General features: G+C 63.2%; 12 protein-coding genes. 6 read left to right on the top strand and 6 right to left on the bottom strand.

The features are described from left to right. The first annotated feature begins 130 nt into the window (after positions 1 to 130). From mobF to istB, 6 genes are all read left to right on the top strand, one after another. Positions 131 to 3,679 (top strand): MobF family relaxase, encoded by a 3,549-nt coding sequence (gene mobF, locus AC3WJM_RS02750; RefSeq protein ID WP_492271147.1) that lies wholly within the window; start codon positions 131 to 133, stop codon positions 3,677 to 3,679. Between the two features lie 20 nt (positions 3,680 to 3,699). Continuing rightward, positions 3,700 to 4,272: a hypothetical protein gene (locus AC3WJM_RS02745; protein WP_492271146.1), complete on the top strand. Its 573-nt coding sequence runs from the start codon at positions 3,700 to 3,702 to the stop codon at positions 4,270 to 4,272. Positions 4,273 to 4,640: 368 nt separating this feature from the next. After that, complete coding sequence (locus AC3WJM_RS02740; protein ID WP_492271145.1) at positions 4,641 to 6,221, top strand: RNA-directed DNA polymerase; 1,581 nt, start codon at positions 4,641 to 4,643, stop codon at positions 6,219 to 6,221. After that, positions 6,218 to 6,820, top strand: a complete 603-nt coding sequence (locus AC3WJM_RS02735) for a hypothetical protein (RefSeq protein ID WP_492271144.1) — start codon at positions 6,218 to 6,220, stop codon at positions 6,818 to 6,820. The genes AC3WJM_RS02740 and AC3WJM_RS02735 overlap by 4 nt, the downstream gene beginning before the upstream one ends. 525 nt (positions 6,821 to 7,345) lie before the next feature. Beyond that, the gene (istA, locus tag AC3WJM_RS02730; RefSeq protein WP_492271143.1) at positions 7,346 to 8,590 is read left to right on the top strand and encodes an IS21 family transposase; all 1,245 of its coding nucleotides are present in this window, start codon (positions 7,346 to 7,348) and stop codon (positions 8,588 to 8,590) included. Further along, positions 8,587 to 9,345 (top strand): IS21-like element helper ATPase IstB, encoded by a 759-nt coding sequence (gene istB / locus AC3WJM_RS02725; RefSeq protein WP_492271142.1) that lies wholly within the window; start codon positions 8,587 to 8,589, stop codon positions 9,343 to 9,345. Before istA ends, istB begins: the two co-directional genes overlap by 4 nt. A gap of 24 nt (positions 9,346 to 9,369) precedes the next feature. On the opposite strand, the gene AC3WJM_RS02720 is transcribed toward istB, so the two are convergent. The 6 genes from AC3WJM_RS02720 to AC3WJM_RS02695 form a co-directional block, all read right to left on the bottom strand. Beyond that, positions 9,370 to 9,993: a hypothetical protein gene (locus AC3WJM_RS02720; protein ID WP_492271141.1), complete on the bottom strand. Its 624-nt coding sequence runs from the start codon at positions 9,991 to 9,993 to the stop codon at positions 9,370 to 9,372. A 287-nt stretch (positions 9,994 to 10,280) separates the two neighbouring features. Beyond that, the gene (locus AC3WJM_RS02715) at positions 10,281 to 10,793 is read right to left on the bottom strand and encodes a single-stranded DNA-binding protein (RefSeq protein WP_492271140.1); all 513 of its coding nucleotides are present in this window, start codon (positions 10,791 to 10,793) and stop codon (positions 10,281 to 10,283) included. Positions 10,794 to 10,848: 55 nt separating this feature from the next. Then, positions 10,849 to 12,012: an ArdC-like ssDNA-binding domain-containing protein gene (locus tag AC3WJM_RS02710; protein WP_492271139.1), complete on the bottom strand. Its 1,164-nt coding sequence runs from the start codon at positions 12,010 to 12,012 to the stop codon at positions 10,849 to 10,851. 79 nt (positions 12,013 to 12,091) lie between these two features. Next, a complete protein-coding gene (locus AC3WJM_RS02705; RefSeq protein ID WP_492271138.1) occupies positions 12,092 to 12,601 on the bottom strand; it encodes a hypothetical protein in 510 nt (169 codons plus the stop codon). Continuing rightward, positions 12,588 to 14,405 (bottom strand): type IV secretory system conjugative DNA transfer family protein, encoded by a 1,818-nt coding sequence (locus tag AC3WJM_RS02700; protein WP_492271137.1) that lies wholly within the window; start codon positions 14,403 to 14,405, stop codon positions 12,588 to 12,590. The genes AC3WJM_RS02705 and AC3WJM_RS02700 overlap by 14 nt, the downstream gene beginning before the upstream one ends. Beyond that, complete coding sequence (locus tag AC3WJM_RS02695; protein ID WP_492271136.1) at positions 14,405 to 15,742, bottom strand: putative type IV secretion/conjugal transfer ATPase; 1,338 nt, start codon at positions 15,740 to 15,742, stop codon at positions 14,405 to 14,407. The genes AC3WJM_RS02700 and AC3WJM_RS02695 overlap by 1 nt, the downstream gene beginning before the upstream one ends. Positions 15,743 to 15,786: the final 44 nt, after the last annotated feature.

Here is a 15,786-nt window from a genome sequence, read left to right as displayed (position 1 = left end):
TGGTCCATCTCGCCAGCAGGCTACGAGCTCTCGCCCAGGCCACCGGCGTCGAGCTCGACAACACCGTTCTGGAACTGTTCCGCTGTCGCGGTTGGATCAGTGCCGCCGGAAAGACAGAAGCCAAACAGCGATGACTATGTCCATCGCCCGGCTCTCCGCACAGTCGGGCCTGAAATACCTCTTCAAGACCACGATGATGGACGACCTAACGACGGCTCCCCCTGACGCGACCGCCTACTACATGAAGGCCGGGACACCGCAAGGCCGATGGCTCGGCTCCGGCCTGAGCGGCATCAACCGCACAGCTGGGGATCCTGTCACCGAATCCGACGCAAGAGCCATCTTCGACAGTGCCACCCACCCGGACACGGGCGCTTCCCTGGGCCGTCCACACGGCCAGCCGACCGTGGTCGAAACCAAACAAGGCCAAACCGAGGTGCGCCGCGCGGTCGCCGGCTTCGACCTAACCTTCAGCGTCCCCAAGTCCGTGTCCGTCCTATGGGCGCTGAGCCCGCGGAGCCTCCAGGACCAGATCCTTCAAACCCACCACGACGCCATCAACGCCACCCTGGACTGGCTGGAAGATCTCGTCATCCACACCCGAGCGGGGCGGAACGGCGTCGCGCACGTCGGTACCCGCGGCGCCATCGCCGCAGCATTCGACCACCGGGAATCACGCTCGGGAGACCCGCAACTGCACACGCACGTCGTCATTGCCAACCGGATCCAACGGACCACAGACGGCGCCTGGGTCACTCTCGATTCGCGGACGCTCTACAAGGCCGCCGTCGCCGCCAGCGAGCACTACAACGGGCTCCTCTTCGACGCCCTCAAACGGGACCTCGGCACCGATACAGAAATCCGTAATCCCGCAGCCAACACCCACAATCCAAGCGCTCAGCTCACCGGCATCGACGACATCCTGATCCGCGAATTCTCCAACCGCTCCCGCCTCATAGACCAGGAAACCGACCGTCTCGTCGCCGAATGGACGGCCGCGCACGGCACTCCCCCAACAGCGACAACCACCATCAAGCTCCGACAACAAGCAACCCTCTCCACGCGAACCGCGAAGCCGGAAACCATCACGCCGCTGCACCAGCTCTCGGCTCAGTGGCGCGAACGGGCCTCGTCCAAGGGTTTCGACCCTCAACTCGTGCTGGCTGCCACCATCCGACGGTCGCGGACCAACCCTTTGCGTTCGTGCGACTTCGCCGTCGACTGGGTGGACGCTGTAGCGTCCCTGACCCAGATTAGGGTGGCCGCCAAGCGCGCCACCTGGAACCGCTGGAACCTGCTGGCCGAAGCAGAACGCGTTTGCGCCGACATCCGCTGCCAAACGCCAAGTGACCGCAACGCCTTGATCGGCGCCGTTGCCACCGCGGCTGAAGCCCAATCGGTCCCCCTGAACGAATCCCGATACAGCGTCCCGGCGGACGCGCAGCCGGATCTCCGCATCGGCGGACGGAGCGTCTTCGACTTCCATGGGACCCGCCTCTACACCGACGCCGGGACGCTCGCCTGCGAGGAGGCCGTCATCACAGCAAGGAACGACGACGGCGGACCGGCCGTTCGCGCGACCGTCGCCATGGCGGCACTCGCCAGCTACCACCACGGCAAATTCAGTTTGCACTACGACCAGCGGGCCGCCGCCGCTGAAATATTGCTGAGCGGCAACCGGCTTGACGCCGTCGTCGGGCCCGCCGGGACCGGCAAGACCACCACGCTCGGCTCGATCAAAGCCGCATGGGAGGGGCATTTCGGCCCGGGAAGCGTGATAGGCCTGGCACCCGCGGCCGCGAGCGCCGAGGTCCTGGGCCGGGAGCTATCCATGGTCACGGAAAATGTCGCGAAGTGGCTCTACGAGTCGGTCGGGAAAGGGGCCATCCATCGGGCGGAGCGCTTCTACAACGCCGAGAAGCGCCTGAGCAGCGCCGTGGTTCCAAGCACCCGTCCGGCACAGGAAGCGACTCGTTTGGCCGCCGAACATAACCGGTGGCGGTTCCATCCGAACCAGTTGGTCGTCGTCGACGAAGCCTCCATGGTCTCCACCGTCCAACTCGCTGCACTCGTGCAGCAGGCCCGGGACGCGGACGCCAAGGTCCTGTTGGTGGGTGACCCGGGGCAACTGGATGCCATCGACGCCGGCGGTGTTCTCGGCTGGCTGGACCGCCAGGGCAAGACCGCCCGATTGAGCACCATCTGGCGCTTCGAGAACGCCTGGGAACGGGATGCCTCGTTGAAGCTCCGTGCCGGGGACGTCGCAGCCATCAGCGACTACGAGCAGCACCAGCGCATCCGGCACGGCACTTACCTCGACATGGTCGACCAGGCATATCTGGACTGGCAATCCGACATCCGGGCCGGTAAGTCGTCCATCCTGATTGCCGCGGACAACGACACTGTCAGCATGCTCAACGAACGAGCCCAAGCAGACCGCGTCATCCAGGGGCTTGTGGACGCCGAACACACGGTCCTTCTGTGCGACAATCTCAGAGCTGGCCGCGGCGACACGGTCATCGCTCGCCGGAACGACCGCACTGTCGCCGACAGCAACGGTGACTTCATCCGCAACGGCGCACTGCTCGACGTCGTACACGTGACAAGGCGTGACGGCACCCTTGTAGCGGTTCGGCGGGACACCGGCGCAAGCGTTTCGCTGCACCGCGATTACGTTGAGGCTTCAGTGGAGTTGGGATACGCGACGACGGCTCACCGCTCCCAGGGAATCACTGTGGACACCGGCCATACCGTCGTGACGCAAGGCGGGCTGACGCGTGAGTTGCTCTACGTGAGCATGACCCGCGGCCGCGGAGGCAACTACGCGTACATCAGCGAAAACGACCCCGCAGATCACGAACCTCTCGATCCGTCCCTCCAAAACTCGTGGCAGCAGATCCTGGGCGAAGTCCTCGCAGCCGAAGGATCCGAACGGACCGCCCACGAAGTCCGCGACGCCGAGCAGTTGCGCGCCGACAGCCTTGAGCGGCTCAGCGCCGAATACGACTATCTAGCGCAAATTGCTGCCGCCGAGGACCTAGCAGAGTTTCTCGGTGCGCTTGCCCGATCGCGGCTCGACGAGTTGCAGCGTTCCCCGTCCTGGGGTGCAACGGTGGCCGCATGGCGCCGGTCCACGGGGATCAGTCGACCAGGCGCCCAGCGGACCCTTGCCAAGGCTTTGGAAACGAGCGGGTCAGCCAGGGATCTGGCTTCGATAATTCATTCCCGGCTCCTCAGTTTTGTGTCCTCAATGCCCGTAAGTGACCCGCCTCTCATCCCGCAGCCTGTTCACACTGATCGGCCCGACCTCGCCGACATGATCAACCAGGTATCGGAACGGATCCGGCGTCGGGCTACCAAGGTCACGGCGGCGGCTTTGATGCACGACACCGAGTGGAAGCGAAATCTCCTGGCGAACCTGTGGCCACAGGACGACGTGCCTTCCATGATTGGTAGGGTCGCCGTCTACCGAGACAGGTGGGGCATCGATGACTCACCGGTCCCCCTCGGGCCTGTTCCCGGCGAGTGTGAATGGGAACGGGCATCGCAGTACGAAACCATCCAGCGCCTCATTAGCCGGACAGTGCCACAGACCGTCTGGCGTCAACAGGCTGGCATCTGGGGAGCAGACTCCGTTTCCCGCGAGGTGGACCTTATCAATGTCGGTTGGCAGCTCTAAACTGGGCAAGAAGGCATCCCATGGTCTCAAACCCAGTCATCAAGCCGAAAGTTGCGACGCCCGCACTGATTCTCGCCAGCGCGGTGCTCGGCCTATGCGCGGTGTTCGTTTTGCAGAACCTGACGATAAGTTGGCCTCCAGGTGCAGTCCAAGTATTCGGCTGGGCTGCCGTGCTGCCCTCCACCCTCATCGTGAGCATGATCTGGTTGATTCGGATGCACCGCCGTCGTGATTGGCTGGCAGATGCCAGGGTGAGGTGGAGCCACTTCGAGGAGGCGAAGCGGGCCCACCGGACGACGGCCGAAATCACCGTCCTCAGCATCGATGCCCTCGAACCCACCGGAGCTTGGATCACCATTAATTGGAACCGCTTTGGACACGTTCAGCGCGCATGGCTGGAAGCACTGGAAGAACCTATCTGGGTCGGATCCGTCCTGCTGATCTCGCCGGATCCGACCCAGGTCAGGCCTGGTACCCCATGGCCGGCAACCTATTTCATTGAGGCTTCACACGTCGTAGCCTGGGCTCCGGTGACTATCTCGGTACCGCGACTTGGCCTGGAAGCCATCGCAAGGTCGAGGAATTTCAAGTAGCACATTTGGTCCTGCCGGCTAAGCCGTGCCCTAAGGCCGTCAGTCAGATGCTGACTGCGCTTTAGAACGGATGGCGTGTCTAAGTTCTTTGCAAGGACACGCGGACAAGCCCGCGCCCTCACACGGTTAGCCGCATCGCCAACAGCGCCGAGCATCTGGCCCATAAAGCGCGCCGGACAGGGCCGCTGTCAAGGCATTGGCAGCTCAGGTCAGGGAAATCTGCTACGGCGTATCCCCACTCCTCGAGCGGTTCAAAACGATATAGGCCTGTCCACCCGCCGCGATCCAGGGTGCGGGTCCAGGACGAAGGGGCGCGGCGGAACACTTCGGTGCCTCGAGACTGACGGCCGTTAAGTCATGATGAGAGTGTGAACCTTGCCCCGGAGCTACTCAAGCGACTCGATCTGAAGCGCGCTGCCGAATTAGAACTGACAATGTCGAACCGGCTGATGCCCCGTCGGCCCGATCGCACCGCTCTCGCGGGGCAGTCTGACGAAGTCCGCCGGCTGTTCCGCCCCAAGTATGCCAAGGGCCAATTTGGTGATCTCGCGGATATCATATTCGTCGAAAAGAACAGGAGGGGACGACGCCCGATCAGCGAGATGACCTTGCGGGACAAGGTGCTGTTCCGGGCCCTGGTCGATCTGATCGCTGAGTCCCTGCCGATGCACCTCGTCACCAGAATGCCGCATGAAGAGTTTCGAAAGTCGCCCTTGAAGGTGGACAAGGTGCGGTACGTAAGCAAGACAGACGTCACGTCCTACTACGAGTATGTCGATCACGACCGGCTGGCAGACGAACTTGAAGCCCAGACTGGTGAAGCACCCGCCATCGCTGCGTTGATGGATCTCTTGTTCCGGGTGATGGGCCGCCGAGTCGGCCTCCCTCAGGTGCATCGGTCGAGTGACATCCTAGGCGATACGTATATCGACCCCGTGCGGCGGCGAATGCGCCGAGCCGGTTACCAAGTGACCACTTACTCGGATGACTTCCGTATAGCGTCACCATCCCTCGCTCATGCACGGCAGGCACTCGAAACATGCGCGCGCGAGGTCCGTTCGCTCGGCCTCACTCTCAATGAGGCGAAGACCTTCACCTACACCGCCCCGAACTACCTCGTGTCGCTCAGCGCTTTCAGTGAAGCGGAAAAGCAACTATTCGAGGAGAGCGACGGTCTCGATGAGGACTTACGCTTGCTGTATCTGGACGGCTACGCGGACGAGACTGATGAGGGCGCATCAGATACACCACAGACTCTGGCAGCCTCGGCGGCACGGCCTGTGCTCGAGGAAGACGCGCTGGACTCCGCACCACCTGACGAAGTAGCCGTAGATAACCCGGCTCAGACGCGAGCTGCGCAGAAAGCCTGGGCCATTTGGGTGGACGAGGACGAGTCCGACGCGAAGCAGTCAACCACGGAGGCTGCCATCACAGAGACTCTTCTTGGACGGGCTCTTCCTATTCTGGGCCGCTCGGGCGACGATGAACCCGTTGCTTACCTTTCGCACCTCTTGCGCTTCGAACCGGCACTCACTCCTCAGATCAGCATATACATCACCGAATTGGCGGCCACTGGCCCAGCAGCTAGAACGAAGCTTCGTCGCAGATTGAATAATCTAGTAGAAGAACAGAGCTTCAGTGTCTGGCAGAATGTTTGGCTGGCTGAAGCAGCCGGGAGCATTCGTCCTGCTAAGGCCGAGCATCAGCACTACGCATGGTTGCAGGAGTGCGTGTCCGACCCGAATCCGGCGCTGGCGGCGACGGCGGCGGTGGCGCTCGGCAAGCTGCGGCGCGGCGACGTCGGCAAGCTCACGGCTGCGCTGGACCAGGTAGGGCCGGCATGGCGGTCATTGGTGCTTTGGGGAATCGCGCAAACTGACCTTCAAGCTGCCCAATCGGCCGCCGAGGACCAGATGGAGCGACTGCTTCTGAAAACGCTCGAACCGTGAGTTTGCCAATCGTCCTCGGTTCACGCGCCGAGGCGGCTTGCCGCCTTCTGAATCAAACGCTCGGGCTTCACCGAATGCAGGCCGTCACCACTCAAGACGCTAAAGGACCGGCTCGACTAGCGGCGCCGGCATTTGATGGTCTCCAGGTGCAGCGCCAAGCGACATTCTTACGGTTGATCTCGATTACTGAAGCTTTCTGCGTGGATCGCCTGCTCGAACTGGCGGAATACGAGGTCTCGCCGGCAGGAAACAACATCCGCGCCCTCATCTGGGACAAAGCGTCAACGTCCGCTGTGAGCACCTGGTCAGGTATCCAGGACGCCTACAAGAACTGGTACGATATCAAGCCGAGCTGGACTCGACTCAATCAGCTGATCGAAGTTCGCAACGCGATAGCACACGGCCTGGGACAACTCACTCGTGTTCAGCGCGCCAAACGCGCATCCGCCACTGCCAAGATCGCCCTGGCTAATATCCGCCTCAGCGGTGACCGCATAGTTCTCGAAGAAGCCAACCTTCAGAGCGTCAAGGATGCGTGCGCAGATCTGATCTCTGAAGTTGACGGCCTTGTCCAAGCGAAGACGGGCGACGTCAACTAAAGATGACGTTCCGCGCCCGACGGTGACGGAACGTTTCGGTTCCGCAGATTTTGAGACAAGCTATCAACTTGCAGATGAGCCACCACCTTTGGTTCCGTTTACGGGGACACCCGCGTGCACGACGGGAAAGAGAAGCAGCTAGTGCTTGCTTGGCTCCTCGTCGTTAACTTCACTGGTCTCGGGTTTTTCATCACTCTCAAGCTCAGCACTACTGGGTCTTGGGTAACTCCAGTATGGGTATTCAGGCTTCCGATGCATCCCGAACATCTCAATGGACCGTCCTGGCCTCGGCTGTGGTTTCTTTCCCTGTTCTAGGGTTCTCTCTCCCTCGCGGTAGCTACGGCTGGAGGGTATGTACTTTTCCAGAAGTAAGCGGACTACCTCGGTTTTTTCGTAGTAACGGAAGATTACAGGCAGCCAGAAATCTAGCGGGAACTTATCGTCCTTGGTTTCCCGCTGTTAACGCCAACCCAAAACAGGGCCAGAAACGCCAACTGAAAACAGGGCCACCGACCACTATGGAAGGTGATCAATTTGGATGATTGGGCGGAGATACGCCACCTGTTTTCGACGGGCAAGCACTCGAAGCGTGAGATCGGCAGGCTCGTGGGGGTTTCCCGCGGAACCGTGGAGCGTGCGCTGGAGTCGGACCGGGCGCCGAAGTACCAGCGGGCAGCCGGAGTGTCGAGTTTTGATGCGTTTGCCCCCAGAGTGCGGGAGCTGTTGGCGAAGACGCCGACGATGCCGGCCGCGACGCTCGCGGAGCGGGTGGGTTGGCCCGGTTCCGCATCGCTGTTCCGGGCGAAGGTCGCCGCGATCCGGCCTGAATACGCGCCGCCGGACCCGGCCGACCGTCTGGTCCACGTGCCGGGATTCCAGGTCCAGTGCGATCTCTGGTTCCCGCATGATCCGCTGCCCGTTGGTGAGGGCCAGACTGACACGCCCCCGGTGCTGGTGATGACTTCGGCGTTCTCGGGGTTCATTCAGGCCCGGATGCTGCCGTCGCGCACGACGCCCGACCTTCTGGGCGGAATGTGGACTCTGCTGCAGGACGCGCAGGCCGTCCCGTCCCGGCTGCTGTGGGACAACGAGTCCGGCATTGGGAGGCGCCGGCCCACGGAGCCGGTGGCAGCGTTCGCCGGATCCTTGGGGCTGGAGGTCAAGCTGCTGCCGCCGCGGGATCCGGAGTCCAAGGGCATGGTCGAGCGGATGAACAGGTTCTTCCGCCAGCGCTTCATGCCGGGCCGGGACTTCCGCTCGCCAGGGGATTTCAACGGCCAGTTGGAGGACTGGCTGCCGAAGGCCAACCACCGGTATTCCCGGGCCCGCCACGGCCGCCCCGACGAGCTGATCGTCCTGGACCGGGAGAAGATGCGGGAACTGCCGCCGGTGACACCGGATACGGTGTTCCGCAACGCGGTGCGGCTGCCGCGGGATTACTACGTGCGGGTGTTCTCCAACGACTATTCCGTGGATCCTTCGTTCATTGGGCGGATCGTGGATGTTACCGCTGATCTGGACACCGTCTGGGTCACCCATGGCGGCGTCATCATCGCCACCCATGTCCGGGCCTGGGCGCGGCATCTGGTGGTGACCGACCCGGCCCACGTCGCCCGGGCCGCCGAGATGCGCCGGGACTTCCGGACCCAGCGGGTGCGCCGCCCCGACCCTGAGGAAGCCGTGCAAATCCGGGATCTCGCCGCCTACGACGAGATCTTCGGCATCGACCTCGGCCAGGACCCGGCCGTGCTGCTGGAGGTGGCGTCATGAGCGGGACACCCTCACAGATCGAGTACTACGCTCGGGCTCTGCGCGCACCCCGGATCAGCGACGGGTTCCGCCGCCTCGGGGACCAGGCCCGGGACTCCGGCTGGTCGCACGAGGAATACCTGGCCGCCGTTCTCTCCCGTGAAGTCTCCGAACGCGAAGCCTCCGGCGCGGCGACCCGGATCAAGGCCGCCAGGTTCCCCGCGCACAAGGACCTCGAGGAGTTCAACTTCGACCACCAGCCCTCCGTGGACCGGAACCTCATCGCCCATCTGGGCACCGGCGCATTCCTCTCCGAAGCCAAGAACGTGGTCCTGCTCGGGCCACCCGGCACCGGCAAAACCCACCTCGCGGTCGGGATCGGCATCAAAGCGGCCAAAGCCGGGCACCGGGTCCTCTTCGACTCCGCAACGGGCTGGGTCGCCCGGCTGCAGGAGGCTCATTCCTGCGGGAAACTCGCCCAGGAACTGCTCAAACTACGCCGCTACAGTCTCCTGGTGGTCGATGAAGTCGGCTATATCCCGTTTGATCAGGACGCCGCGAACCTGTTCTTTCAGCTCGTCTCCAGCCGCTATGAACACGCGTCCATGATTCTGACGTCCAACCTGCCCTTCGCCCGCTGGGGCGACGTCTTCGGGGACCTGACCATCGCCTCGGCCATGATCGACCGGATCGTCCACCACGCCGACGTCATCAGCCTCAAAGGCAACAGCTACCGGCTCAGAAAACACCAGCCCACGGCCACTACGGCACAATAGAACGAACAACCAGTGGCCCTGTTTTCAACTGGCACTAATGGCCCTGTTTTGGGTTGGCGTTAACACCCGCAGCCCGGTTAGGTGGACGTACTGTGCACGTTTGTCCGGTTCCAGGTCAAATGCTTGGTGGGAGAAGTGCTGGTTCTCATCCTGGAGGCGTTCTTGTAGGTCCAATGGCAGGTCGGCAGCATATGGAACGACGGCAAGGTAGGCCGCTTTTGCCTCATCCATACGCTTGGTGAGGTGAGTTCGGATCTGGTCGTTGTAGCTCAGCTGCCTCAGGACGATTCCTAGATGCTTCTCGGTGACGCGACGATGTGGACATTGGGCAATGCGCTCAAGTTCTCGGATCATATCCAAGCCGTTAAAGGCAATGGTCGTGAGTGGTGTCTGAAGTGTTTTCAGGCGGCTTTCCAACCTGCTTCTCCCGGGCAGGACGACCACGAGGTAGTGGAAGAAGTACGCGCCGATATAGGCCATGCACAAGTCCGCAAGCCATGGGAGGGGAGTTGTCTGCAGCTCGCCCGGAGCGGGCACAGTAGTGGGGACTGTGTAACTGTAGCCAACGAGGATCGCTACGATGATGAGGGCGATCCAGAAGAATACCTTGATGCCAGTGTGTTGCAGCCAGTGCCTAATTTCCTTCACCGGGAAAGACTAGTCTGCCCGGACAATCAGCGGGCATCTTCGAGGCCCTGGGTCACGTGTCGCGCTATCTAAGAGCCTCACAAACCGCCCATGCAGAGTGACTCAAGTCCTGGGATTTGTGATACCGATCCATCACGGAATGCCGCCACCAAGTGTTGAAGGCCAGAGGCAACCGCATGCCATCAGTGTCCCGTGCAATTCTGCGACAAGAATCGAGAAAAAGGATCCGATGTGCCAAGAAGGCACATCGGATGGGATCCACATATGAAGGTGGAAAAGGGGTCTCCCTAATAACTCATCTCATTCCCCGCGGCCGCCCCGAAAGGGGGCACCACCGCCGGGCTCTTCGTCGCAAGGTTGTAGACGGGCGCGGCGGCCTCGGCAGCAGCCGAAACTTCCGGGGCGGCATGAACTCCAGCATCCGGCCCACCAACTGCCGTGTGAGCCGACCTCTGGTAGGAGGTGGTACCGAAGCGGAGGTCCGGCCCGATCGTGTCGGCGACGATGCGGCGGGCCTCGCGCTTCTCGCCGTCCTTCTCGTAGGACCGGAATTCAAGTTCCCCCGCCACAGTAACGGGGTCGCCCTTCTTCAGTGAGTTCGATGCATTCTCTGCGAGTGCGCGGAAGGCCGAAACGTTGTGGAAGACGGGTTCGCCGTCTTCCCAGGTCCCGTCCGTTCCCTGGATTCGCTGGTTAACAGCGACGCGCAGCTTGGCGTGGGCCACTCCGGACTCGCCGTAGGTGAGCTCAGGGTTGGCCACGAGGTTGCCGGCGATGCTGATCGGGATTTTGGTGCTCATTGGTCCTGTCCTTTCCGCTGCCGGCGGGACTCTCCCGCCGGACAAATAAGTGGAGTCAAACTCCAGGACCCGCGATCACAGGCCCTTCCAAACGCGGCCCGGGCAGCCCAACGCCGACGTAGGACACCGGTTCGGCGAGCCGGGGGCCCGCGCCGACGGCGGGAAGTTTGCCACCGAATCCGGTCGGCTGGGTCTCTTCGAGGATTCCCTTCGTTGCTGCTGTGACTCGTCCGAGCACGGACTTGGCGATGTCAACGCGGGAGACAGGCATTCTGCTGCCCGCATCCCACCCCGATGCACCGGTCTCTGTCTCGATCACGGCGTCTGCCCATCCGGCCAGGTACGACGCCGACTGGGATCCGCGGTCAATCCCGTGCGCCCGCAGAACCGTGTAGGCGACCGATTCCGCTTCGACTTCGGCCAGCCCGCGGTGGTCCGCGCTGCTGCCGTAAAGGCGTCCGACGTCGTCGTCCGGGCCGTGCAGCAGTACATGCCCAAGCTCGTGAGCGAGCACCGCGGTGCGCTCCTCGGTGCTCAGCCACGCACCCACCTGGACCCGGTGCTTGGCGAAATCCGTGTAGCCGCTGGTCAGCCCGTACTGGGCGTCATCGACGTGGACCTCGAAGCCATGCTTGTCTGCGACCTCAGCCAGCGAGTCAAAGAGCTCCGAGGCGACGACGCCGGGTCGAGCCACCTCCCGCGGCACCAGCAGCGGAGTCCCTTGAGTCTGCGAGACATCAAAGACGGCTTGCCCGCGCCAGCCTGTGATGACGGTCTTTTTCCCCTCATCGGCGGCGCCCGTGGGAGGCTTCTCGCCTACACGGATCCGCTGTCGGGTCCCGTCGGGTCGCGTGAACTCCTGCATGCGTGCCGTGCGCGGGGCGATCACCCACAGTGCGTGTTCGCCTTTCAGAACTGAACGCCCGTGGTGTTCCCATTCCCTGAACCCGGCCACGAGCGTGGGCTCCTCGGTGCCGCGCTGTGCCATCTGCATCATCAGCAAAGCGACGTTTCCGCCGGAGTATCGCCAGAGTGTGGCCGAAGCGTCCAACAGGACCTGCCAATGCGAGGGCGATTCGACGGCCTTTTCCAGGATCGTGTGTAGACCGTCCGTGAGTACCGCGATGCGCTCTTCCGGTGTCAGCCCCGACGTAGCGGGTCTGACCGCACCAGCGTCCGGCCGCTTTGAACGGGGAGCGCTCTCACCTCTGGGAGCCACGATGGCCACCTCCATGCTTCTTGAAGTCCGCAAACGCGGATATCTGTTCATGTCCCGATGCCGGGCTCACGGCATGACTTCAGAGCTCAACCCCTGGCTGATGGTGGGCGACCTGCCACTTCAGCAACTCCGGATCCTCAACGGTGAGGAGCCTCGGGGCGGGTTCTTTGTGCGTTTGTAGCCCGACACAGCCGGCCGTTCGGGTGTGGTTCCGGAGGCGTTCGACGGCGTGTGGCAGCCTTTCGTGAAAAGCTAAGGGGCCGAAACCGGCATCGTCGGTAGCGTAGGAGACCTGCTCTGCCCGCTGCAGGGCATAGAGCTCGGCGACGATCTCGGAGTGGCGCCACCAGCAATCCGGCACCACCGACGTCGTGAGCTGATAGGTCGCGACGAGCCACCTCACCCAGGCCGCAAGCGAAGCCCAGACGCTTTCGGCCTGTTGCGCACTCATGTTCCGCCAGCGGTGAGTCGTTCCGGGGGATCCGCCCGTGGCGCGGAAGGCTGAGCGGAAGAGTTCCGCCGTCAGCTCATCGTCGTCCGCTCCTGCTGAGGGAATGTCGAAGTGCTCGACGTCGTCATAGTTCCCCATCGTTGGTTCCTTCGGCTGTCTGTTGGCGTTGTCGGTGTCCTTCGGTCAGGGCGCGTTCGGTTTCCAATTTTGAGCGTCCGAGTTCGGCGGCGTCCTTGCGTTTGTGCCATTCGCGCAGGTCCAGCAGGATCGGTCGGGTACGCCGGCCCAACATGAGGGCCGTGCCGACCGGCAACCGGCGAATCTCATCCAGGGCGATGACGGGGCTCTCGCGGATTTGTTCGCCGTCCTGGCGTCCTTGCGAGGACCATGACCGCGTGGTCAGCGTGAGGCTCCGCTCCCCCAGCAGTCCGGCGAGCGAGCGGAGGTCGCGTTCGTCGGAGCCGCCGCCGAAGATCACCTTGATGATGGCCGAGTCCCAGATCGTCGCTGCTTCGTCGATGGACCACCCGGTCCGGGCCTGGGACAGCGACTGGAGCACGACAAGGGTTGAGATGCCGATTCCGCCGCCATCCGAAAGGGCAATGGGCAGTCCGGGCCACGGCGCAAGGTTGGCGATTTCGTCGAGGATCAAAGACAAGGGCGGATCGAGCCTGCCTCCGGGCGAGACGAATGCCATTTCGCGGGCGGCGTTGTCGATGTCGTCAATCAGAGCGGAAAGGTACGGCCCTGCCGCGGCGGCCCCTGCCCGTGTACCGATCAGATAGAGCGTTCCGCGGTCCCGAATGAATTGTTTCGGGTCGAACTCTTCCGATTCGTCCTGCGGGTCCAGTGCGGCCAGGACTTTGGGCGACGATAGCGGCGTCACGGCTGCCGAGACACCGATCCAGGAGTTCGAGGTGTTTCTGGGGTCGTCTTCGAGGATGCCCATCAGGTCGGCCTGCCACCCAAGTGCGGCCCCAGGGCCGCTCAGAACCTCTATCGCTTCACGGGCGAGCACCGGGTTCGAGGACCAACGCCTAAAGGCGCGGACACCCTCCCCGGACAACGCCGCCGCGTGAAGCAGACACTGCAAGACGATCAGGGACCGTTTCTGCCACGCAGCGTTCTCACCTTTCATCTCCGTGTCGGCGGTGATAACCAGGGCCCGGCGCGTTGCGATGTCTGGGTCCTGACAGCCGCGGACCGGCGACCACCGAAGCGTCGAGGCCAGTCCTGACATACCCTGCGGATCGAACACGGTCACAGGCCGGTCCTCCGCGGAACGGGCCTTCATAGTCACCACGAGATTGTCCGCGCGCGTGGACGTGGTCACCACGGCACCGGGTGCGTCGAGGATCGCATTGATCACCACGTACAGTCCTTTGCCGGAGCGGGGCGCCCCTTGGATGACCATGGATTCTTCCGTGGAGACGTGAATCGTAATTCCCCGTGAGCGGCCGAGTGTCCAGGACACGTCCTGAACGGTCGGGTTGCTCAGTCCGGGACGGGTGAACTTCCCGCGCTTACGGACGGCTCTCGCACCGAAATCGTGCAGAATCTCCGAGCGGCGCGCGATGCCGTCGCGGTTCAGGATTTCCTGCCGCAGCCACGACCCTGATTGCTTCCATCTTCGCCAGGCCAAGACCCCACTCACCGCGAGCGCAGCAACCAGAACCAGTACCGGGGCGACCAGCCACCAGACATCTCCGGTGCCGACGTCGCAGTCGGGAGTTCGGCGCACGATCCAATCGATCCGGCCAGTGAAGAGTCCGACGGCGGCCGCCGGGTTTGGGGGCGACGGCGGCGTGGTGCCGCACCGCCACGTGACGAGGAGGCGCGCGGCGCCTTGGACCAGGAAGGAGAAGCTAACGAGCCCGGAGAGTGTGATGAGTCCGGCGGTGATGAGTGGGCTGGTGTTTCCTGCCCGGGAGTGGGTGAACATCAGATCATCCGGTCGTCGGTGCCGAAGACTTCCAGCTCGTCCGTGGTGACGCGGTTGGCAACGATGAAGGAGCGGTTGCCGACCTTCCAGAGCCCTACGCCTTTGGCAAGGTCCTCCACGTGTTCGCATTCGGCTTCGGTCAGGCCGAGGGCTTCCTTGGTCAGGCGCATGGCATCGTGCTTTTGCCGGTAGATGATCCGGGTGTCGGCCTCAGTGAGGAGCCCAAGGGCTTTCTGGCGGTGTCCGCTGGTGCTGTCGCCGATCTCGTTGAGATCGGCCACCTTGTGCATGATGAGCAGGTTCGCTATCCCGTAGGTGCGGGCCAGTCGCCACTGCTCGCTCATCTTGGCCAGCATGTAAGGGTCCGCGAGCATCCGCCAACCCTCGTCGTAGACCACCAGCCGCTTGCCGCCGTCGGGATTGGTAACTGCTGCCTCCAGCCACGTAGCGCCGCACGCTGCGGCGAGTGACAGCGCCTGCTCGGAAGCGCCGATCAGTGCGGACGTGTCCATCACCATCATGGGCGCGTCGGCGTCGAAGGCGACGGTTGAAGGGGCATCGAACATGCCCTCCAAGTCGCCGGACACCGTACGCCGCAGCGAGTGGCTGACGGCGGTTCCGCCGTCCCTGCCCACGAGACCGAGGGTTTCCTTCGAGGGGTTCAGCAGGTGGTCCAGGACCATGGGGAGGGTCGGGTTCGAGTTCTGCGCCACCGTCTCCATGAGTGCCATATCAAGCGCTGTGTGCTCCACGGGGCGCAGCGGCATGCCCTGCCGCATGAGCGAGACCAGCGCCACCAGCAGGTAGCGGCGACGTTGGCGCACCACGGCCTGCCATTGCGCCTCTGTCAGGGCGCTGGAGCGTGGTCCGGCGTCGAGCGGGTTAACACGCGCCGCCCTACCGGGGCCGACGGAAATGACTTTGCCGCCAACAGCTTTGGCCACGGCAACCCATTCGCCCTTGGGGTCAGACGCCACGGCGGCCTTGCGCCCCAGCGTGATCGAGCGGGCCACCAAAGACTTACCGCACATGGACTTGCCAGTGCCTACGGTACCGATGACAACGATCGACGGGCCACTGATAACGCCCTTGTCATAGAGAATCCACGGATCGTAGGAAAAGGCTCCAGATCCGAAGACGTCCGTGCCGATGTACGTCCCCTCGTGTCCGAGGCCCGACTCCGTGATGAATGGATATGCCGCTGCAAAGGTCAGCGTGGAAGCGCGGTGAGGTGCTGGCCGCAAGCGATGCGGGCCCCGCAGGGAGTTTGGTTCCCGGCTCCCCCAGTCCCCACCCGGCGAGGCACCGTCGAGGCGTTCACCGGCTGCCTCACTCATCTTTTGGAGACCAGAAACAAAGGGCCGGCCGCCCGTGTTGGCGT

Source organism: Arthrobacter sp. FW306-1B-G06A, assembly GCF_058781765.1.
Note: the sequence above shows the minus strand (reverse complement) of the source record. Positions and strands in the feature narration are given on the sequence as shown.